At 61.8% G+C, this 20726-nt stretch carries 17 protein-coding genes and 4 pseudogenes; 12 read left to right on the top strand and 9 right to left on the bottom strand.

Annotated features, from left to right (window positions below):
* Positions 1–195: 195 nt before the first annotated feature.
* Positions 196–756 (bottom strand): TetR/AcrR family transcriptional regulator, encoded by a 561-nt coding sequence (locus tag ACWEH3_RS30200; protein WP_450023251.1) that lies wholly within the window; start codon positions 754–756, stop codon positions 196–198.
* A 104-nt stretch (positions 757–860) separates the two neighbouring features.
* Between ACWEH3_RS30200 and ACWEH3_RS30195 the strand changes: the two genes are divergently transcribed.
* Complete coding sequence (locus ACWEH3_RS30195) at positions 861–1409, top strand: cupin domain-containing protein (RefSeq protein WP_450023253.1); 549 nt, start codon at positions 861–863, stop codon at positions 1407–1409.
* A gap of 667 nt (positions 1410–2076) precedes the next feature.
* Here ACWEH3_RS30195 and ACWEH3_RS30190 read toward each other — a convergent pair.
* The 6 genes and pseudogenes from ACWEH3_RS30190 to ACWEH3_RS30165 form a co-directional block, all read right to left on the bottom strand.
* A pseudogene (locus ACWEH3_RS30190) lies at positions 2077–2355 on the bottom strand (ATP-binding protein); the annotation flags it as partial.
* A gap of 480 nt (positions 2356–2835) precedes the next feature.
* Positions 2836–4548: a WXG100-like domain-containing protein gene (locus ACWEH3_RS30185; RefSeq protein ID WP_450023255.1), complete on the bottom strand. Its 1713-nt coding sequence runs from the start codon at positions 4546–4548 to the stop codon at positions 2836–2838.
* Positions 4549–5376: 828 nt separating this feature from the next.
* Positions 5377–5928 (bottom strand): transposase, encoded by a 552-nt coding sequence (locus ACWEH3_RS30180; protein ID WP_452358430.1) that lies wholly within the window; start codon positions 5926–5928, stop codon positions 5377–5379.
* A 54-nt stretch (positions 5929–5982) separates the two neighbouring features.
* Positions 5983–6114, bottom strand: a pseudogene (locus ACWEH3_RS30175) (IS701 family transposase); the annotation flags it as partial.
* 108 nt (positions 6115–6222) lie between these two features.
* A pseudogene (locus tag ACWEH3_RS30170) lies at positions 6223–6581 on the bottom strand (transposase); the annotation flags it as partial.
* A gap of 56 nt (positions 6582–6637) precedes the next feature.
* Positions 6638–7222, bottom strand: a complete 585-nt coding sequence (locus tag ACWEH3_RS30165; protein WP_452358429.1) for a TetR/AcrR family transcriptional regulator — start codon at positions 7220–7222, stop codon at positions 6638–6640.
* Between the two features lie 239 nt (positions 7223–7461).
* On the opposite strand from ACWEH3_RS30165, the gene ACWEH3_RS30160 reads away from it, so the two are divergent.
* The 9 genes and pseudogenes from ACWEH3_RS30160 to ACWEH3_RS30120 all read left to right on the top strand — a co-directional run bounded on the left by ACWEH3_RS30160 (position 7462) and on the right by ACWEH3_RS30120 (position 16303).
* Positions 7462–9861, top strand: coding sequence for a xanthine dehydrogenase family protein molybdopterin-binding subunit (locus tag ACWEH3_RS30160; protein WP_450023261.1), 2400 nt, complete (start codon positions 7462–7464; stop codon positions 9859–9861).
* Position 9862: 1 nt separating this feature from the next.
* Positions 9863–10708, top strand: a complete 846-nt coding sequence (locus ACWEH3_RS30155) for an FAD binding domain-containing protein (protein WP_450023263.1) — start codon at positions 9863–9865, stop codon at positions 10706–10708.
* Positions 10709–10718: 10 nt separating this feature from the next.
* Positions 10719–11180 carry a (2Fe-2S)-binding protein gene (locus ACWEH3_RS30150; protein ID WP_450023287.1) on the top strand — a complete coding sequence of 154 codons (462 nt, stop codon included), beginning with the start codon at positions 10719–10721 and terminating at the stop codon, positions 11178–11180.
* A gap of 179 nt (positions 11181–11359) precedes the next feature.
* Positions 11360–11479: an XdhC family protein gene (locus ACWEH3_RS30145; RefSeq protein WP_450023265.1), complete on the top strand. Its 120-nt coding sequence runs from the start codon at positions 11360–11362 to the stop codon at positions 11477–11479.
* Positions 11480–11729: 250 nt separating this feature from the next.
* Positions 11730–11873 carry a hypothetical protein gene (locus tag ACWEH3_RS30140; RefSeq protein ID WP_450023267.1) on the top strand — a complete coding sequence of 48 codons (144 nt, stop codon included), beginning with the start codon at positions 11730–11732 and terminating at the stop codon, positions 11871–11873.
* Positions 11867–12169, top strand: coding sequence for a transposase (locus ACWEH3_RS30135; protein ID WP_450023269.1), 303 nt, complete (start codon positions 11867–11869; stop codon positions 12167–12169). The genes ACWEH3_RS30140 and ACWEH3_RS30135 overlap by 7 nt, the downstream gene beginning before the upstream one ends.
* 797 nt (positions 12170–12966) lie before the next feature.
* The gene (locus ACWEH3_RS30130; protein ID WP_450023271.1) at positions 12967–13926 is read left to right on the top strand and encodes an alpha/beta fold hydrolase; all 960 of its coding nucleotides are present in this window, start codon (positions 12967–12969) and stop codon (positions 13924–13926) included.
* A gap of 869 nt (positions 13927–14795) precedes the next feature.
* Positions 14796–15270, top strand: a pseudogene (locus ACWEH3_RS30125) (transposase); the annotation flags it as partial.
* 844 nt (positions 15271–16114) lie between these two features.
* Positions 16115–16303, top strand: a complete 189-nt coding sequence (locus ACWEH3_RS30120) for a hypothetical protein (RefSeq protein ID WP_450023273.1) — start codon at positions 16115–16117, stop codon at positions 16301–16303.
* An 820-nt stretch (positions 16304–17123) separates the two neighbouring features.
* Here the strand turns inward: ACWEH3_RS30120 and ACWEH3_RS30115 are convergent.
* Positions 17124–17420 (bottom strand): zinc-binding dehydrogenase, encoded by a 297-nt coding sequence (locus ACWEH3_RS30115; protein ID WP_452358433.1) that lies wholly within the window; start codon positions 17418–17420, stop codon positions 17124–17126.
* Positions 17421–17473: 53 nt separating this feature from the next.
* Here ACWEH3_RS30115 and ACWEH3_RS30110 point away from each other — a divergent pair, with 53 nt between their 5' ends.
* Positions 17474–17635: a hypothetical protein gene (locus ACWEH3_RS30110; protein ID WP_450023275.1), complete on the top strand. Its 162-nt coding sequence runs from the start codon at positions 17474–17476 to the stop codon at positions 17633–17635.
* Positions 17636–18037: 402 nt separating this feature from the next.
* Here the strand turns inward: ACWEH3_RS30110 and ACWEH3_RS30105 are convergent, their stop codons facing one another.
* Positions 18038–19222, bottom strand: coding sequence for an MFS transporter (locus ACWEH3_RS30105; RefSeq protein WP_450023279.1), 1185 nt, complete (start codon positions 19220–19222; stop codon positions 18038–18040).
* 78 nt (positions 19223–19300) lie between these two features.
* Here ACWEH3_RS30105 and ACWEH3_RS30100 point away from each other — a divergent pair, with 78 nt between their 5' ends.
* Positions 19301–19705 (top strand): MerR family transcriptional regulator, encoded by a 405-nt coding sequence (locus tag ACWEH3_RS30100; RefSeq protein ID WP_450023281.1) that lies wholly within the window; start codon positions 19301–19303, stop codon positions 19703–19705.
* Positions 19706–20726 lie beyond the last annotated feature (1021 nt).

The following is a 20726-nucleotide window of genomic DNA, read 5'->3' as shown; positions in this document are numbered from 1 at the left end:
ACCTCGAGTTTGTCATGAATGCCTGTTCGGCATGGCACTCTGGTTCGCCGCGTGCGCCCAGCAGAGTTGCCCGGTCGAGAAGATCCCTATGGCGAAGCTATTTCGGAAGCAAAGCGGGACGCAGCAGGACAAAGGGACCCGGCATGGAGCGTGCGTTGCATTGCCCCAGCGGCGGTGTTGGACCAGCGCAAATGGTCATGTCGGAATGAAGATTGCGGCCACCTCGTCTGGTAGCGCAGCCGAGGTCGGGGAGTCTTTGTCGGTTTGGGCCAGGTGCAACAGGCCGAGGATGGCCGCGTAGGCGATGCGCGCTCGGCCTGCCGCGCGGTCCGGCGGCAGGCCGAGTTGCCGGTAGGTTTGGGTCAGCAGTGTCAGTCGGGCCCGGTTCACCTGATGAATCGCGTCTTGGGCTCGGGGATCGTTGCGGTCGCCGAGCAGGCTCAGGTGCACTGATGGCGCCAGTGGCTGGACGGCCTGTACGACGGTGGTGAGCAGTTCGCGCAGTCGCCTTGCCGGGTCGGCGATCGCGGCGAATTCGGCGAGTCCGCCTTCGCCGTGGCGGCGTACCCACTCGCCAAGTGCCGCCTCGATCAGCTCGTCTCGGTTTCTGTAGTGGGCGTAGAAACTGCCCTTGGTCACGCCTAGTGTGCGCGCCAGCGGTTCGACCGCGACCGCGGCAAGCCCGCCGTCGGCGATCGCCTTCAGCGCGGCCAGTGCCCAATCCCGGGCGGACAGCCGGGTCGACTCGTTCACCACAGGGGTAGGATACGCCACCGTATTGACGAGCCCTCGCACGCGCGATACGGTACCGTATGGATACGATACCGTATCCATACGGTACCGTATCAAGGAGTGATCGGATGAAGCATCCAACGGTTCGGCGGGTGGTCACCGGGCACGATCCCGAGGGTAAGTCTCGCGTGGTCGACGACCGTCATGTCGAGGCCATCACGACCGAGCTGATGCCCGGCTTCGCCGCCTACCGGCTGTGGGGCCGAGACGAACGACCCACGTTCCCGGACAACGGTTCCCCGCGCAGCGCCGAGGCGTGGTACCCGCCCCGAGATGGATCGCGTTTCATGATCAACACGATCCCGCCGGGCGAGATGGTCCCGCCTCCGGACCTCGACGTGACCGAGGCTCTGCATGAACTCGAACGGCAGATGCCGGGAGCGATGGCCGTCCAGGAGCCCGACGTCGCCGGGATGCACACCACCGACACCCTCGACTACGTTCTGGTCGCCTCGGGCGAGGTCACACTGGATCTTGATGACGGCGAGCAGCGAGTATTGCGGGCAGGCGATGTGGTCATCCAGAACGGGACCCGGCACGCCTGGCGCAACAACGGCACCGAACCATGCACGATCGTCGGCGTCTCCATCGGCGCGGACCGAGTCCAGCTCACATAGTCGGCCGAGACCAGGGGCCGTCTCGGGCGGTGGCCGCCGTTGCGTTCGGTTTCCTGTTTCAGGTCGTCGGCAAGGTCGGCGAGCGCCGCCTATTCGGGCGGGGTCATCGCGTTCCCGCGCCTGCGGGGATTTCATCGACATCACCGTGCTGTCCGAGCGATTGCTGGCGGAATACGGGGTGCTGGTCGTCCCGGGCTCGTGCTTCGGCCGCCTGGACCGGGTGCGGGTCGGGTTCTCCCGCGACCCCGGGGAGCTGCGCACGGGACTGGCCGCGCTGTTCCGGTTTCTCGCTGAAAAGCGTGTTGCCCGCATCGGTGTAACTGGTTGTCTACGCTGCGCAATCTCTCTTGCGAAGGGAAAGCTGTGTCGGATGCTTCGGCGGCGCCCCGTTTCACCTCGATGTACCAGTCCTGCACCTGGGCGGGCCTCAACGCAACCGGCTCGTCCAGAGCCCAGATCACCTCACCGCGGGCAGCGGCCTGGGCGGCGAACTGCTCGGGAATCCGGTTACGATGAGCCGCGCAGGTGCCCAGCACCGCGGCGTGTCTGTCAGCGTTTATTAAATCCCCCACCCCGTCGTTCACGTAATCGGACAGGTGGCGGGTCCTAGATCATGTTCTACTCGACCTCCTTCCGGGGTGTCTTGGATATCGTGGTGGTTCTTGGTGCCTGGCCGTTTGTTGGGCCGGTGAGATGGGCTGTTCACGAACACCCGATGGCTGGTGTTGCTCAGCCGGTCGAGCAGCGACTCGGCGACGACCGGCTTCGGGAACAGCGGATACCAGTCGACCGGGGACCGGTTGCAGGTCAAGATCATCGACCCGCCGGCCGCGGCGCGTTCGCCGATCAGCTAGTAGAGGTCGTCGGCCTGGACCGCGGTCAACTCTCGTATCCCGAAGTCGTCGGGGATCAGCACGTGCGGGCGCACGAACTCTCGTAGCCGTTTGTCCCAGTTTCAGCGAGGTGCCGTTCGGGATGGTTCTATCGGCGTGGCGCACGGTCAGCCGCCCATCGATGACGGAGACCTGGATGTGGGGTGCAGCAGTCTCAATCCACCTGGAACCGCAACGCCGGTGAGCCAGCCGAACCCCTCCCGTAGACTGCCGGCTCCGCGCACCACCAAGGTCTTGCGCCGTTGCGCACCGCCTCCGGCGCTGAGGCGGTCGCGGTACCCCGGCTCGACGGCGGTCCACCACGGCGCAACCCATAGGTGGTGATCACCGGCAAGACGTATACACCTCGGCCGCCAACCGCTCCTTGCTGCGGCGCAAACGTATCCGCCGTCATTCCCGAACGATCCGACCAGCTCGCCAACCGCAACGCAGGGGCCGCCGTGGTGAGCGGGCACCTGATGTCGATCGGGAGATCCGCAAGTTGGCCATCACCTACCGCGCCGGAGGTCTGCCGACCTCCCACATCTACTTTTTCACGAGCGAGTTGGCGGGATGACTATATGTTTGCGCACCGGTTCGATCGATCCGGATACGGTATACGGTTCACCGGATTCAGCGGTGATGCTGTCAATGTCTTTGTTTCTATCTCGGGAGGATCGTTCATTGGCCGGCGCGCTGATGGATGGTTTCAAGGGCGGTGCGACGATACCGTCTTTCGCCACCGCAGGCTTGTCGTTGGGTGCCTTACGGCGGGTCTTCGACCACGGAGTCTTCTTCGGCTTCCGTGCAGCGGGACTAGCGGCAGTTGCGGACAGCTGTCGTCCAACAGATTGCGAGGCGTCGGCCCGCGGGGTTGGCGGATAAGCGGAACGCCCCCACGGAGAATTATGCGACGGAATCTGAGGGGCCGCCTGAGGCTGCCCTGGCAACAATTGCCCTTCCTGTATATCAGCTTGCTTAGGAAACCCAGCATGAGCTTCGCCATTTGATGCTACGATCTCAGCACTCGAAGCGACCCTTTGTTGCGCATCCGCAACCGAAGAATGTGCGCCGATATAGTCGTCCGACGTCTGCCCCATCCCTGTAATTCGACCATTCGGGTATTCGGGGGGAAGATTGTTGGCGTCAGTCCAGCGCGGACTCTGATTGTCTCTCTCGGGCCAGGGATTCGGCGCTCCCGGGGCGGCATCGCGTTCAGTCATTGCGCTGCGATCGCCGCCATCCCTCTCGGCTGCGGTGGCTTGTGGACTAGGCCTACCGTTGGAAAGCGAATGATTCCCATCTGTGTTGGCCGACAGTTTCTCATCCGTGTTGGCCGACAGTGAATGGCCTGAGTTCACATCGAATTCTGTCCCGTTTATGAGGCCAGGTCTAGCTGTTAGTAGCGGTAGCTCAGAGTCAACCGGAATCCACTGCTTATCGGCACTGGCGCCGGAACTAGCGTGCAGCGATCTCGGCGCGGAGGCCAGGCTATCCCACTCCGCAGAAAATGTTGGATTCTCGATGTTATCCCAGCTATTGGATGTAGTGAATGTTAACTCTGCCACGTTGTCGGCGAATCTTCTAGCGTGTTGCAAAATATCTTCGGCATGACGATCGAGGATGTCTGCGTATCGGTTGACCTCTTGCGGTTCTATAATTAGCGCATGAGCACCCGCAGTAGACGGCGGCGCTTGTGCTCCGAATCCGTTCGGCAATCCGACAGCTTCTCGCACCGTCTCCTTTATGAGGCTGTTTATAGTGTCTTCCAAGGGTTGGATCGCTTTGCCGATCACTTCTGCAGCGATATAAGAAACCAGCATCTCCTCCATGCCATTACACAACCTACGGGTAACTTCCCGGATGGCAGTACTAAAAGCAAATGCGCCCGGCGTGGCAAGGACAACCACATAACTTGCGGCAAGCGCTGCAAGTTCGCCTAGCACCGCCACCTTAACTGCTACTATCACCTCCGCAGCGATGTCCAGAGCGGTAGCCACGACCCTGCAAGCATCATCTAGCTCAGTCATATGCGTGGCGCTCATCCTCGCCCACGCCGCCACCAACGCATCGTACGATTCACCCGAATATACTGCACCTATATCGGTGATAACACCCGTCGCAGCCTCATGCGAATGCTGAACGCTTATTGCGAAGTCGAGAATATACTTACCGAGCGCGCGGACATCGTCTGCATTGACATCCGGGAAAGGGATGCCGATAAGGTTAAGGAAGTAAACCACTTCACTTGGCAATACGATATCCACGACACCCTTTCGGAACCATCGGATACTAGCTGATTCACGGAGTCAATCAGGAGATATGCCTCGATTTTTGCCGATTATCCTTTTCTTTACCGCGCTATTGAAAATGTGACGCAATTTTCCCACAGTGCCGACGGTACCGAAAGATAGATCTGTGTTCTTGCAAATATTTCAGACTAGGTACGGCGCCGTTATCATGATCGCTTTATTATTTGCAATAGCTAATACCTCAGCGAGCGCGCAGCGACGCGGTAGCCTCCAGGCATGCGTCAGGTATACGCCTCCTCGATAATCTAATTCGGACAGAATGAAGAATCATGAATATCACCAGCGTGCAGATGGTGCATAGGAAAAATTTAACATAGCAGACTTCGACTGAAGAAAATTAATCGAGTTACGCAGAATCCGTGTTGCGATGCTGCAGCATTTTTCAGGCCCGACCGCGTCGTCTCTACCGTCGATGTCAGCGCTTTACCGCCGGAAATTCGAGTCAGCGAAGTGGGGGACCGAGTGGCAACATCGAAGAAGACATAGGTTTCAGCTGCGGAGCTAACATCGGTGAAGCTGGCAGCGGTCGCGGCGTCGGCCAGCCGCTCTCCAGAACACTAATGCACGGTGGCCTGATAAACTTTATCATGCACACCAAGCCGTCGATACGGCAAGAATCTCCCACCGAAATCCCAAATACTGTCGACTGATCGAATGTGTGGTCGGTATCCTCGCGGCCGGATTAGTGGCGGGTTACCGATTTCACACTGCGCGCCCTTTTCCGGCTTTCGCTACACCGCATTCTGTACTGACGTGCATCGCGGCGGATCCTCGGCTGGCGCGTCATGACGAGTACGACAACGCCGTTGGTGACCTCAGTGCTCTACCAAGCGTTGCCCACCCGGCCGCGCAGCATATTCCCGTTTCTCTGCAGCAGGCTTTGGTGCATCCGCCGGTTGAACCTGAGCAATTCCCGTCACTGGCATTCACCGAGTCGCTACGCGAATCGGGGGCGGCGCGGGATCGAGTCCAGCGTTGGCGATGCCCTCTTTCAGCATGTCCACGACAAGACCGCAAGCGGCCGGGCTCATTATTTCCCTTGGCGATCTCCCGCAGCACGTCCTTCTCCAACTCCGCCTCAGCCAGCAATCGCTTCAACCGCGCGTTCTGCTCCCGCAGCTCCTTCAACTCCCGAGCCGCATCGGTGTCGATCCCGCCATACTGGCGGCGCCAGTCGTACAGCGTGGCCGCTGAGACCTTCAGCTCGGCGGCGTTCCCCTCACCCGAGCGACCCTCCGCGGCCAGCTCGTCGGCACGGCGCAGCTTCCGCACGATCTCTTCCGCGGAATGCCGCTTGCGTCCTGCTACGTCCTCAGTGTCCCTTCCGACCCTCATCAAGGCCAACAGGACTCTAAAACCAAGCGGTCTCATTCACCGGGGACAGGCCAAGCGGATCCCAGCAATCCAGGCCAGATCAGCGATGGTGGAGCGGCCCGGCCCGTAGCAGACATACTAGGCGATTTCGCCGGGGTTGGTGATGCTGCGCCGGGCCAGCAGCCAGTGCCCGCGGCCGGTTTTCCAACCGGTAGGCAACGGATCGACAATCCTGCAGACAACACACCCAAGTTTTCCCGCCGTCACGCGGCATGTCGACCCAACAATCAACTCCGCCAGTAATTTACGGGAAAGACCGGCCGTGCCGGAGTACTGGCGTTGCACCCCGGCCAAGGGGACGCCTTCTTCAGGAACCCGGTGTCATCGGCGATCAGCACCGAATCTGGGTCACTGAGCCGCTCGATAACGTAGGCACGCATGTCGTCGCATACGCCTTCGATGTCCGAATCGGCTCGCCGCAGCAGCCGCTGCATCCCGTCCGGGCTCACCTGGCCAGCGTCCTAGGCCAGCGTCCTTCCGTTGTTGCGCTCGGGGCCCGCGACCAGCCTGGTCACGTACTGTCGGGCTCAGCCCCGCAGCCTCGACCGGGTGAACCAGCCACCGATCCGGGCATACAACGAATTCAGCTCCGCTGCAATAAAATACAACCACACCAGCACGCTACCGAACCGAGTGCCGTTGAAGTACTAAATGCGTAGACGATACGGGCTCATAGCGCCTGGCTAGCAACAGCTGCGGCGAGACGTTTGGCGAACTCTTCACCCGAGACCCCGATAACTTCGGGGCCATTCACGAGCTCGATCCAGACGGCATTCTGACATGCGCCGACAATTTGCAGCGCCAACATGTCGACATCGACGTCCTGTCTCAATACCCCCTCTTCGAGGTAACGATGAAGTAACTCTCTAACCACAGTCCAGGCCTGACGAGGGCCGGTACCGTTCTTTCGATGCGCAGCAGCATATCGCTCGAAAAGAGCACGCTCAGCCAGCGCAGAAGCCACAAGTGGGTAGCTGGCCCGATAGAAATCTATCAAACGCAGGATGACAGATGTCAGCGCTTCAGTCAGTCCCAGTTGCCGAGCAGCATCGGCCGACTCGTAAAGAGACTGTACCTCGGGAAGGCTTGAAGCCAGAACGGCTGCCAGCAGTCCGCCCTTGTCACCGAAGTGGTTGAAGATCGTACCTTCGGCACAACCCGCTTCCGTAGCCACTTTTTTAGTAGTGAGCGCGGTCAAGCCCTCACGCCGAATGATATCCGAGGTCGCTCGCAGGATTCGTTCGCGTCTGGACACTCTTCTCCTCTCAACCGCATGACATCGCGAGTCGCGCACGAACCAAAACCGTTGCCCGGAGCGACATCTGACAGAGATCTCACTCTGCGCGGCAACGGCGTAGCGGGGCTCACGCCGATCGACAGCGAAAATAATGCACCCCCATCACCTCGTCGCAGCCTTGTCGCAGATCTTGCGGTGCACTGTGTCGCGCCGCCGGATGGTTGACACAGGTGCGATCCAAGTCGCAGACTGATAATGTGAGCACTCACAACAATACCACGTCAGCGGTCGAACCTGGGTCGTATCGCCGCGTGGACGGCCATCGCTTCGTTGAAGGTCGAGTTTCCTACACCGATGACCTAGGGCCAGCGGACAGCCTTCACATTGATTTTGTGAGAAGCACTATCGCGCGCGGCAAAATAAGAAACATCGACTTCACTCGAGCTCTTTCGATGCCGGGCGTTGTGGCTGCGCTAGAGGGCAAAGAGGCCCAGTCACTGATTGGCCCTCGCTTCGGGTGGCCGCCGCCAAATTTGACCGGCCTCGACGGTCCTATCCAGCTGCCCTGTCTCACAACTAGTACTGTGAGTTACTGGGGTGAGCCGGTAGCACTCGTCGTGGCGCATACTCCGAAACAAGCAAAGCACGCTACAGAAGTTGTCGACGTCACCTATGATACAGAGGCCCCACTCTTGACGATCGAGCAGGCAACCCACCCCGATGCTAGTGCGTTGCACACCCAGCTGCGATCGAATGTGGTGATGGAGGAATCCGTCGTCCAGGGCGACGCGGATGCGATCCTCTCCGCTAGCGAAGCGATCGTAAAAGGACAAGTAAATTTGGGCCGAAGCAGTGCAGTACCGCTTGAGCCAAGAGCTTGCTTCGCGCACTGGGACCGTTCGGTCGATAGATTGACACTTCACGCAACTAGTCAGAATCCCCACTGGCTGCGTGCAGAACTTTCCCGTCAGTTGAAAATAGCTGAAAGCGATATACGAGTTATCACACCGCCGCTTGGCGGGGCATTCGGTTTCAAGATTCCGTGTTTACCCGAGGAGCATCTTACTTGCCTCATGTCTATGAGATTGGGCCAGGCCATTCGATGGGTAGAACATCGACGCGAAGCGATGCTCGTCGGCGCCCGAGAATATGACATGACCTTCTGCGCAGCATACGAGCCCACCGGCAAAGTTACAGCACTCCACGCAACAATCGACGGAAATATAGGAGCATTAAGCTCATCGCCAGGAGCGCTTATGCCCAGCGTGGCGGCAAATGCAATTCCCGGCCCGTACGACATAAGCAATTTCTGCGTCGAATGGAGAGCCGTCACTACGAATAAAGGACCCTGGAATGCCGCGCGAGGTTTCGGCAAAGAAGCCGCCTGTCTATTATTAGAATCTGTGATGGACGAGGTGGCCAGGGTTCTAAATATCGACCCAGCCGAGGTCAGGCTACATAATTTGCTCACACCAGATAGGCTTCCACATCGAACGGTCTCGATGACTCTCGACTCCGGCGACTACCCTCAGGCATTACAGAAAACGTTAGATGCGGGCGAATACAGACACTGGCGGGAGTGCCAAAAGCGCCAGTCTTCAGCCGAAATACTGCGAATCGGCATCGGTTTAGGATTCGAACTGACGCCGGAAGGGACAGATGTCGGCGGCACTCTGGCGCGTGGTTATGAAACGACCACCGTGCGCCTCGACACAAGCGGGCACGCCACGGTCTTGACCGGGGTCACCAGCCCCGGAACGGGCAGTGAGACTGCAATTGCACAACTTGTCGCAGAGCAGCTCGGGATCCCCATTGGTCAAATTCGTGTAGTTCAGGGTGACACCGATCGTACGCCGTTCGGTGGTGGAAGCTACTCAAGTCGAGCTGTCTTGACGGGAGGCACTGCCGCCTGGCTAGCCGCCGGAGACCTACGGCAACGGTTGAACGCCGTTGCGGCGACCTTACTCGGCGTCGAACCAACAGAGATCATCGCCTCCAACGGAATGTATTCGACACCAGGACGCTCACACGACGCTATTCCCTTCTCGGCGCTCGTCCATGACTACTACACACTGGGCAGAGCAATTCCCGGAATTGGCACGGCTGAACTAGAGGCCACTCGCGCTTACGGACCGGGTAATACTCAACCGATTCCTGATCCTGCTGGTCGGCTGCAGACGTATCCGACCTACGCCTATTCTGTACATATGGCGGTGGTAGAGGTCGATGCTGCCACCGGAGTTACCTCCGTCAAGCACATGACCGTGGTGCACGACAGCGGAAAAATCATCAATCACGATCTTGCGAACTGTCAATTGCATGGATGTGTAGGAATGGGATTGGGATTGGCACTTCTCGAAGAAGAGCGTTACAATGATTATGGCGTGCCAGTGAGTACCGACTTCAAACGGTATATGCTACCGAGAATTCGTGAAGTTCCAACCATTGCCGTCGGAGTCTTGGAATCACCGTCGCCATTCAGTATCCTGGGTACTAAGGGCGCGGGAGAAAGCGGAGTAGGCGGCTCCGCTGCTGCAATCGCTGCCGCAGTACGAGATGCGGTCGGTGGTGCACCGGGCGCGGCCATGCAACTGCCGGTAACACCCGAACGGGCATTGATCCTGTTGGACGCTAGTCACGCAGCAGAAAAACAATAGCATGAATTTGTATGCATACCCAACCACCCTGAGCGATGCTCTCGCGGTCCTCTCTGACAATCCCGACGCTGTCATAGTCGGCGGAGGCACGATGGTGATCCCAAAGCTGTCGACGGGAGAGTTGCGGCCAGATGCCCTTCTCGACGTAAGCCGCATTCCAGAACTTACCCAGGTCAGAACAGATACAACTGGACATTGGATCTTGGGCGCAGCTGTCACATACCAACAGATAGTAGCCGCGACAGAGTTACCATTTCTTCTAAGAACTGCCGCGGCCGGGGTTACTGGCGGACCTCAGATTTTGGCCCAGGGCACCATAGGCGGCTCAGCCAGCTACGCGAACCCCTCATCAGACATGCCGAGCGTCCTCGTCGCACTGGACGCGACGATGGTTGTTGACGGCGTGCACGGCCGACGCCATCTGCCAGCGGACACTTTCTTTGAAGATGCGTTTACCACCGCAATCACACACGAGCCGATGATCCTGTGTGAGATTCGAATTCCTGCCACACGGGCCACCGCTCCAAGCGGATATTGCAAACTTAGAATTGCAGAGAGTAGTTGGCCGATAGTTACCGCTGCCTCGACCGTCCTCAATCCATTTGCGACAAAGTACGCTCGCGAATGTCGCGTTACAGTCGGCGGAGCGAGTGGCAAGCCATTCTCGTTCACAATCTTCCATGAACCATCACTTCCACTATTGCGCCACATTATCGACGACGCGGCACCGACATGGAACGACGATGCACTCGCAACTGCGGCCTACCGCAGACGTGTAACCCCAGTCATTGTGAGGCGGTCCATTCGGCAATCACTCGAAAGGATGGAAGATCTTGCACAAAGTTGACACAATAGTCGTGAGTCTTAATGGAGTCGAGAAGTACCTGGCTATCGGTCCCGGAGAGGCACTAGTTGATGTCTTACGACGGCACTCCTGCGCAGTGAAGGTCGGTTGTCGCAGCGGTGATTGCGGGGCATGTACAGTTCTCGTGGACGGTACGCCGATAAAGTCCTGCATCTTCCCCGGCCAGCGAGTGGATGGACACCAGATAACTACATTGGATGGATTATCATCCGCCGACGAACTACACCCCGTCCAAGCCTCATTCTTGGAAAATAACGGATTTCAATGCGGCTTCTGCATGGCTGGCCAGATCCTCTGCACTGTTGCCCTTTTGCGAGATAATTCTCACCCCACTGTCGAAGATGTGGAGTCTGCCTTATCGGGCAATTTATGCCGCTGTACTGGATATGAACGCATTCGAACCAGCGCTCTCAATGCCGCAGAAAAACTACGGTCCACCCCTGAACGGGCATAGCGCTCCAGGGGCACTCCGTATGATATCTCGACCTGAGTCCAAATGTTGAATGCCCAGGTACTTTTTGAACAAAACGACAGTAGGAGCATTCTAGGTTTCAAACAATCGCCGAATTTGAATTCACTGAACTATCTTCTGCAACACGAGCACGCCGGACGCAGCGGAAAAGATGGCAGGTAATGCTTAATCAGTGCGAAATCGCGAGAATTCTCGAGATCCAGAGTCGGCCCTTTGCCCCTGCGCAGGTGGTCAACACTTCCGGATCGGCACCGAGAAACCCCGGCGCTTCCATGGCGTGACGGGGCGACGGCGCGGTGGGGTCGGTGTCCGGTGTCCGGTGGCTGCGTGGAGGGTGCAGCCTACGATCTCGCGATCCAACCGATCCAATCGGGTGACTCTCGCTGCGCCGATTCGGAACTAGTGACGAGCACACCTTGAACGTCGGGCCTACCTGTGGCGGCACTATAGATAGATGGTGTACCCGAAGACGTTCGGCGGTGAGATAGTACGCGGCTGGACAAAGCAGGCTTGGGCAGTCACGTCCATCGCGTGCTCGCCGAGATGATCGCCGAGGTCCTCGACTACAACCGGCGCATTCATGACCTCGACACCACGATAAAGAACCTGGTAGCGCCGCCGGCGCCAACGCTGCTGGATATGTTTGGGATCACCCACATTCGGCGGCGGTGCTGATCTCCGAGATCGGAGATATCACTCGGTTCTCCAGTTCGGCCAGACTTGCCCGCTACACCGGCTGCGCACCAATCCCGGTCTACTCTGCCGACGAGGAACGACACCGCCTGCACGGAGGCGGCAATCGACGGCTCAACAGCGTCCTCTACACAGCAGCCATCGTGCAGAAACGGTTCCACCCACCCGCTCGGGAACTCCTCGCTCGCCGCGAGCCCAGCAGAGGTGCCCGGGCCGCCCCCGGGATCTTGCAACGTCATCTCATCGACGTCATTCACCAGGCTATGGCCGCCGATTAGGCTTCCTGGCACCACCACATCGCCCGGCGCAGACCGGATGCTTGACATAGAAGCATCAACGAGCTTCTGCGCCAGGACTTTGCGAAGGCCACCGATTTCACACAGCACACCCGGCCGTTCTGGCCCGAGGGGAGGGCGAACTCAAAGGCCGTCCCAGAGTCGTTCTAGGCGACCGCGCACCCGCCGAAATCTTCCAGTACCGCTAGCCTTCGGATAGCTCACACCGTTGCGATGATCGCTGGAAACCGCCGATCAGCCGACTGGGGCCGGGTCGCCTCACGTGGAGGAAGCCTTGCCCCTGCCATCGGTTCCATGTTCGAAATTAGGACTGCGCAGGTCAGGCCATGACAGCTGGTGAGGTAACGGCGGCTGGTGGCGGTGCTGCTCCCACGGCCCGGGGTCGGCGGCCTGGGCGTTCGTGGCGAATGGGGCGCATTCTGACCGGTCCGGGTACCGGAGTGTGTTTGCTAAGTAGTAGCCGATCTTTGTCGCGATGGGGTTGACATGAGACTATGGAGGTGAATAATTGAAGTGAGTGCTCACATCAAACAGGTAGGTTCGAGCTACCACGGCCGTGACCAGCCTGCATCGAACCCGGCATCGACAACGACGTCAGCAGGGCGACAAGGGAGCTGGCCGCGCAGCCGGTTCCACCCACACCACCCAGAAATCCATTCTGATGGCCACTAGGTGGTAATCGGCCCAGCTTGGAAATGGCCCTCGCTTTCGGGGCCTGTTGCCCGTGGCGAACAAGGCCAAATGTCCAATACGTTCCCGTCAGCGAACCGGAGCCGCTCATGTCGACCCCCACCACCATGCCCAGCGTGGCGGAACAGCGTGTCACGGTCTCGACCGAGGACGGTGTCGCTCTCGCGGTTCGCGAGTACGGTCCGCGCGATGCCGACCTCACCGTCGTCCTCCTGCACGGCCATTGCCTGCGCACCGAGTCCTGGACCTACGTCCGCGACGCGCTACTGCGCCGATACCGGGACGCTCGGGTGGTCTGCTACGACCACCGCGGACATGGCGACTCCGCGGCGGCGTCCCGCAAGACCTACAACCTCGAGCAGCTCAGCCACGACCTGCAAGACGTTCTCGACGCGGTTGCCCCCACCGGACCGGTCGTCCTCGTCGGCCACTCGATGGGCGGCATGACCGTGCTGACCTACGCCGCACGGCACCCGCATGAGATCGGCGCTCGTATCGTGGGCGTCGCGCTCCTGGCGACCGCCGCGAGTGGGCTCGCCGACGCGGGCCTCGGCCGGCTCCTGCGTAACCCGGTTGTTTCCGCGTTCCAGGAGGCCGTCCGCCGCGCCCCGGGCCTGATGCACCACGCGAAACCTCTGGCCTGCAAACTCTTCGCCCCCTTCATCCGTACCGCCGAGTTCGGCGATCGCAAGGTCAGTCCGCGGGTGCTGGCGCTGGCCAACGCGATGCGCAACGAGACGCCGATCCTCACGATGGCGAGTTTCCTGAGCGAATTCATGGTCTACGACCGGACCGACGCGCTCGTGGTTCTCTCGCGGATCCCAACGCTGGTACTATGCGGCTGCGGCGACCTGATGACACCGCCGTCGCATTCGGTCGCGATGGCCGCGGCCGTCGAGTACTCCCACCTCGTGATGGTCGAGGGTGCCGGGCACTCGGTGATTCTCGAGCAGCCCGACCAGGTGGCCGACGCCATCGCCCGCCTGATGACCCGCGCCAGCAATCCTGGCGAGGTCGTGGCCACTCACCCCGCCCGCCTCGTCGCCTAGGGTACGTCTCCCGATAACCAAGGCCCGCTACCGCACCGCTTACATCCAGGCCGACGCCGCGGAACCCGAGACCATCCTCGCCGCGCCGCAACGGCAGGAAACGCAGGGCCGAATGCGCGAACAACGCCCTACGGACCTCGTTTCTACCGGGGCCGGGCGTTCACCGCCCCCGCAATCATCGCCGACGGTGCCACCAAGATCGAAAACTCTGTCGACGGTATAGCACATGCTGAGCAACCACCGCGGGAATTTCGCGTTGAGGCGAATAGCCTGCGGAGTAGTCCTTCGCTGAGGCTTCCCGTGACCGACACATGTCACTGGCAAACAACCGAGCGCGCTATGATCGCCGCACATTGCAAGGGGAGCCCGTGTCGACCTCCAAGTCCCGCCGCCGCTCACCGTCGAAACAGCATTACAGGAAACGAAACCGAGACGCACCGGATGCAACCACCCTTGAGAAACCGAAACCCCTCGGAGGCGGCCTCAACGATTCCGGAATCCCGAAGCCTGGCCCCAGCCGCGAAGCGGCTTCGTACATCCGGCCAGCACAGCGAGATCATCCCTGAGCAAGGGTAACCGAACCGTCCTGCCCAGTGACACGACAGCACTCAGAACCAGTGCGGCTCACGACCGCGGCTATCTCCCTTCCGGGCTGATGCGGAGTTCGTCCTTCAGCTGTGACGCATGAGCCCTTCATGCAGTGTGAACGACCAACCACCAGATCAGGTGGGCCAACGAACAGATCGAGGTGATCGACTCCGGTGACCTCACTTTCCTACCCGACGACCCCGGGCATCGGGACTGTTGGAACTCCGACTCTGGCTCACTTCCGGTGGCTCAAGGTGATGGTCTGACGGGACGATGCCTCGGTGAGTGTGGTGAATGTTGCTGTTGGACCTGCGTTCTCGGGTTTGTCAGCTCTGGTGATCGACGACGTTGTCGATGAGGGGTCGAGGGTCGTTGTTCGGGCCAGGACGGCGCCGTGTCCTGCGGTGTGCTCGCGCTGCGGCGCGGCGTCGGCGAAGCTCCACAGCTATCACCGTCGGACCGTCGCCGATCTGCCGTCGGGTACTTCTGCGGATCCCGCTCGCACACCGGCCGACTCCTCGGGTAGTCAGCGTGGACGACTTCGCGCTGCGGCGTCGAAATCGCTACGGCACGGCGGTGATGGATGCGGTCACCCACGAACGGGTCGATGTTCTGGGCGATGGTAAGTCCGAAACCCTCGAAGCGTGGTGGCGCGAGCATCCCGGCGTGGACATCGTCGTTCGTGACGGATCGGCGACCTACGCCGAGGCCATCCGCCGGGCCCTGCCCGGCGCGTTGCAGGTAAGCGACCGCTGGTGTCAATGCCGACCCAAATCTGGATCTGGCCCAATTTCGCGAAGCCGTATCTCGTATTCGTCAGTGGCTCAGCAGAATTCGCTTCCGAAGCAGGTCTGCTTTCGCGCGCCCGAACATCCGCCGTTTCAGCATCTTGATCCGGTTGACGTGCCCTTCGACCGTCCCACTGCTCCATTGGGTGGTTAGCCAGCGGTGACCGCATCCTGATCGCTGCGTAAGCCTCGGACGAAAGAGTGCAAGGCCGGGTGGTCGTCGGCATCGACGCTGGTCATCCATTGTTCGAGTTCCCGGCCGCGACGCTCGGTCACGATCGTGGCGAAGGCGTGTGGACTGGGCGGCGAGCGGTTCGAGTGCGGGACTGGTCTTCAGGATGGCGTCGAGCTGACGCTGATCGCTGCGGTCGATGTTGGCTGGGTGGGTCATGATCCAGGCGGTGACCTTGCGGGCTGTCGGCGGTTTCGGTTTCGGTGGCGGGGTGTGTGCCGTCGTCCGGAACCGCTGCAGGTAAGCACGGACCAGGCCGGTTCGACCTCGGTAACCTCGTAGTCGGATCTCTTCGAACAGCCTGGCGGCGTTGGCGCCAGCCCTCGTTCCAGCGTTGATGCAGGTAGGGCTTGAACTCGTCGAGCAGGCCGGTTCTGTATCCGGTGCGGTTGTTGACCAGTAGCTCCTCTGGCGACTCGGCGCGGGCGAACCGCCGAACCGTGCCGCGGGCCAGCCCGAGTCGGATGCCGATGCCGCGGATGGTCTCGCCTTCGGCCAGCAATCCGTGGATGTCGGCGTAGCGCTGACGGGTGCGGACCGCTGTGCGGTCCTGCCGCCGTGCCGGTTCGACCGGGCCGCGATGCAGATCGGCCGCGACGTCGGCGATGTCGGGCAGGTTTGTCGGCTCGTCGGGCTCGGCGGCGGTCAGGTGGGCGCGGTGGCGAGCGATGGTGCGTTCGACGGTTTCGCCGAGGTTGTTGGGTCGGACCTGCCACGGCGCCCGGCCAAGGGGTGGGGATGCTGTTGCTCCGGTAGCGATATCGAGTGATCGATACCCTGCCGAGATCGAACAACCTGACCTGGTCCAGCTCCCCGGTAACTGAACTCCAGTACGCATGTCGGCTGGACTCGTGCTCACCGACGGGCGTGACGGACAGTGGCCGTCATCCGGCGCAGCCTGCCGCGCACCCGACCGTCGGTGTTGGGTGCCGGTGTCACACCGACCATGTCGGCGATACGGTCGGCTACTGACGTCACCACCATTGTGTCGGTCCATGTATGTTCGGCTTAACTCGGGTCTGATCCTGCTACGACCATCTCGCCGGGCGGCTCGGGGTCGCGGTCACCGAGGCACCTTCGGCGATGATCCGCTTGTAGCGCTCCACCTTGCCATGGTGGCGAGGCGGGTGGGGTGTGATGCCCTGATGGCGGAATCCGAGCAGAGCCCGGGCGAACGCGTCGGCGCGGTAGCGGGCGCCGTCGAGTTCCTAACGGGATGTCAACTCGGTTGGAGGCTTCTCGCTGCTGCGTTGTGTGGCTCGATGCGTGGTGAGGTCGCAGCACCCGCGCGACCGGTCGTGCGACGCGTGGCCCGGATTTCGGCGGGGACGGTATATCGCTGGGCGATGACGGCAGGACCCCCTCTTCGAGGGTGACCGGGCTGCTATCAACATCCTGGAAAGTGTAGTGTTCGCCGCGGCGCCAGCACCCTGCGATGCGGGGGCAGTTACGATTTGTGTCACCCGGTACATGAAGCCCGATTCGGCCAGTCAGCTGTCCGGGTCACTCCTGTTCGGGCGTCGGTGTTCCTGGCCGCGTTCGGATAAACGCGGCCGTTTCCTATCCGTCGGCGAAGCACGCGATGTGCTTCAGAAGGTGATGAAGACCTTGCCGAGGAGGCCACCGGCTTCGAAGCGCTCGTGGGCGGTGCGGATGTCGTCGAGCGGGAAGCGGGCAGCGATCCGCAGCCGTAGCTCATCGGTGTCGACGAGCTTGGCGAGGTGGGCGAGGTCGGTGGCGTTCTCCTGGACGTAGCTCTTGCGGGCGCCCGGCACGTCGGGCAGGGGATGGTCGGCGATGGAGACGAAGCGCCCTCCGGGGACTAGGGCCGCAGTCACGTCCGTGCCTGCGGTGTCGAGGACGACCTCATACCGGCCGCGGGGCAGGTCGTCCGGGCGGTGCCAGGCCCGCTCCGCACTCAGCTCCGTCGCTGCCTGTCATGACCGGGCCGGGAGACCAGGGCATCGACGTGGGCGCCAGCCAAGCGGGCGAGTTGGACAACCATGCCGCCGACCGCTCCGGCGGCGCCGACGACCAGAATGCGCTCGTCGGCGCTCAACTCCGTGGCGCGCAGGGCCTGCAAGGCGGTCGTCCCGGCTAGCGGAAGGGCCGCCGCGTCCGCCAACGGCACAGTGGCCGGCGTGGGTACGAGGCAGGTGTCCGGGCAGGGCGACCAGCTCCGCCCAGGTGCCGCGGCCGGTGGCAATCTGCGCGGACATGGCGATCACTTGGGCGCCCACCTCGTGGGCGGGGTCGTTGCTCGCGACGACGCGGCCAGAGATGTCCCAGCCAAGCGTGCCCGGCAGCGGCGGCCCGACCTCCCAGGCGCGGGTCTTTCAGTCCACCGGGTTCAGGCTGCTGGCCGCGGTGCGGATGAGGACTTCGCCGGCGGGGTCGGGTGCGGCAACCGCGCGGAGAGTCAGGACGTCGGGACCGCCGTGTCGGTCGATCCGGACAGCGCGCATGGTCAAGAGAGACCTTCCGGGAATGGCGGGGTCGGGGATCAAACAGCAGTGCCCACTGGGGCATTTTCGGTGTGCTGCGCGGTCCCGGTTCGTGGCAGAACCAGGTAGGTCAGAGCCAGGCCGCTGAGGCTCAGCACGGCCCCGGCCAGGCCGGTCCAGCGCAGAGCACCAGCGGCGACGATGACCCCGCCGAGGGCAGAGCCGCCGGCGGCGCCAAGGTTGAAGGCGCCGACGTTGGCCGCGACGGCCAGGGTCGGGGCGGAGCCGGCATGGCGCAGGATCAGGCCCTGCAGCGGGGCGATGGTAGCGGTAGCCAGCAGGCCAAGGCCGAGAACTGCAAGTACGGCGGTGGGCTGCCAGGCGGCGGCGAACGGCATGGCCACCAGCACGCCGGTCAATCCGCCGAACACCCCACGCACAGTGACGGACATCGACCTGTCGGTCAGCTTGCCGGCGGCCAGGTTGCCTAGAAAGCTGCCGGCGCCGTAGGCGAACAGGAGAGCGGAGACGACAGCCGGGGAGAATCCGACGATGCGTGTGAGCAGGGGCGCGATGTAGGTGAACACGACGGCGACTCCGGAGAAGCCGACTGCGGTGGTGGCGATAGCCAGCAGCACCGGCTTGCGGCTAACCACGCGCAGCTCGTCCCGCAGACTGGCGGAGGGCGACTGCTGCTTGGGCAGTACTAGCGCCAACAGCACGATGGCGGCGAAGGTCAGCGCGGTCAGCACCGCGAACGGAGCCCGCCAGCCAGCCACGTGTCCCAGCAGCGAGCCCAGCGGTACCCCGAGCAAAGTAGCGACGGTGAACCCGGAGGCCACAGTGGCTATCACCGAGCCAGTCTTGTGCTCTGGCACCACATTGGTGGCCATCACCAGCGCCAACGCCAAGAACGCGGCGTGGCTGAGCGAGGAGACCACCCGCCCGGCCAGCAACACCGTGAACGAGGGGGCTAAGGCGCTGAGTGCGCTGCCCGCGGCGAACACCAGCATCAGCCCGAGTGCGAGGGGCTTGCGGGGCAGCCGCGCGGTCAGCATGGTCACCGCGGGCCCGCCGATCACCACGCCGAGCGCGTAGGCGGTCACCGCCTGCCCCGCAGTGCTTTGCGGTACCTGAAGATCCGTACCGACCTCGGGCAGCATGCCCGCGACCAGGTATTCCGACGTACCGACAACGAAGACGCTCACGCATAAGGCCGCGAGCGACGCAGCGTTTTTACCCATGCCAGCGAAGCTAGACTCTCACATTAGTGTGAGAGTCAAGCGGCGTTGCCCGCCCGAGGCATCCATGAGGAGGATGACGTGCGGATCGGTGAGCTGTCCCGCAAGACCGGCGTACACGAACGGCTGCTGCGCTACTACGAAGAACAGAACCTGCTCCAGCCCGAACGGCGGCCCAGCGGCTACCGCGAATACAGCGAGGCGGACGTGGACGCCGTGCGGCGCATCCGCAGCCTGCTCGCAGCCGGCCTGAACACCGCCACCATCGCGACAATCCTGCCCTGCCTGCGTGACGAAGGCGAGCGACTGGTGCCAACCTGCTCCGACCTCCTTGCTGACCTGGCCAAAGAGCGCGAGCGGATCACCAAAGCCATTATCGATTTACAGACCTCCCGCTCCGCGCTCGACAACGTCATCGCCGCAGCCCCCGCCGAAGTCGCCGAACGCGCGGCAAGCAACGCGACAGCCAACACCACACGTCGATAACCCCAGCCGCCCCGAGTAGTAACTGCCACTGTCAACGTGCTGGCCAGCAACACCTGCGGGCCCGCGATCACCTAGGGCGCCGCGACCGACTCCCGCTCGATCACGTTGACCCTGATCAGCATGGGTGGCCGGTCGGAAAGGTCAGCTACCTGCTTTGCCATCAGTGCCGCATCGGCTACATCGGCAATCGATGTGCAGAAAAACCTGCGAGACAACGGCATCGCACCAGTATTAGCCCACCTCTGCCACCAGCTGCCGGGGTACTCCTGGCAGACCATCCGCCATTACCTCAACGCGAAATCGTTTAGCGGCCGGACACTCGGCGCGCCTGATCTCGGGCGTGGACCCCACCGGACGGGGTAGTCGGGTCTGCCGTTCAGCGGGAACGAGCCTTATCGAACGCAATCATCGGACGCTTGTGGATCGGGTGGTCTCGCCAGTGCGCTTCCTGCCATTGGTTCGGTGTAGTACCGCACACCGAGAGAACTCTTGGCGACCAGGAATCCGCCGTCTTCGCAGCAGAACTCGTCTTCATCGGTGAACTGAAGCCCGCGCTGGTAGTCGAAGTCATTGTGAAAACGGTGAACGCCATGTCCCAGAGGGTATCTCGGAATACTTGAGCGCCCCGTCGGCGTGACGGCCCACCCTCAGCGGGTGAGGTTTTAGGCGGACCTGCCCATCGCCCGCGTGGAGAACGTGAATCACATCGGAAGACGTCCGGAGAGCGGCGCCCAGGGACCCCACCCGGCAAAGGAGTGAGTGAATGGGAACCTGGGGTGTCTACGCCCTCCGAGTGTTGTCACGATGACCGCAGGGGATGGATTGCCTCGTGACAGCCGCAGGCACTACGGGCGCACCCGCCCCGATATCCGCTAGCACGGTTCACGCGTGTCAATGCGACGACTGAACGACCATGAGGTGTATTGGCCGGATTCAACTGATCGTTGCAACACCTCGATCGTGGAGGTGTGGAGGTGGGAATTGGTCCGCAGCAGAAGTGGGTTCGTGAGTACCGGGGCCA

Source organism: Nocardia sp. NPDC004718 (assembly GCF_053601535.1).
Note: the sequence above shows the minus strand (reverse complement) of the source record. Positions and strands in the feature narration are given on the sequence as shown.

Excerpts from the sequence above, each read along its gene's own strand:
- ACWEH3_RS30130 (WP_450023271.1), top strand. The coding sequence starts at position 12,967 with ATGTCGACCCCCACCACCATGCCCAGCGTGGCGGAACAGCGTGTCACG.
- ACWEH3_RS30145 (WP_450023265.1), top strand. The coding sequence starts at position 11,360 with ATGCTTAATCAGTGCGAAATCGCGAGAATTCTCGAGATCCAGAGTCGG.
- ACWEH3_RS30120 (WP_450023273.1), top strand. The coding sequence starts at position 16,115 with ATGCAGATCGGCCGCGACGTCGGCGATGTCGGGCAGGTTTGTCGGCTC.
- ACWEH3_RS30105 (WP_450023279.1), bottom strand. The coding sequence starts at position 19,222 with ATGGGTAAAAACGCTGCGTCGCTCGCGGCCTTATGCGTGAGCGTCTTC.
- ACWEH3_RS30155 (WP_450023263.1), top strand. The coding sequence starts at position 9,863 with ATGAATTTGTATGCATACCCAACCACCCTGAGCGATGCTCTCGCGGTC.
- ACWEH3_RS30195 (WP_450023253.1), top strand. The coding sequence starts at position 861 with ATGAAGCATCCAACGGTTCGGCGGGTGGTCACCGGGCACGATCCCGAG.
- ACWEH3_RS30180 (WP_452358430.1), bottom strand. The coding sequence starts at position 5,928 with ATGAGGGTCGGAAGGGACACTGAGGACGTAGCAGGACGCAAGCGGCAT.
- ACWEH3_RS30110 (WP_450023275.1), top strand. The coding sequence starts at position 17,474 with ATGACCGGGCCGGGAGACCAGGGCATCGACGTGGGCGCCAGCCAAGCG.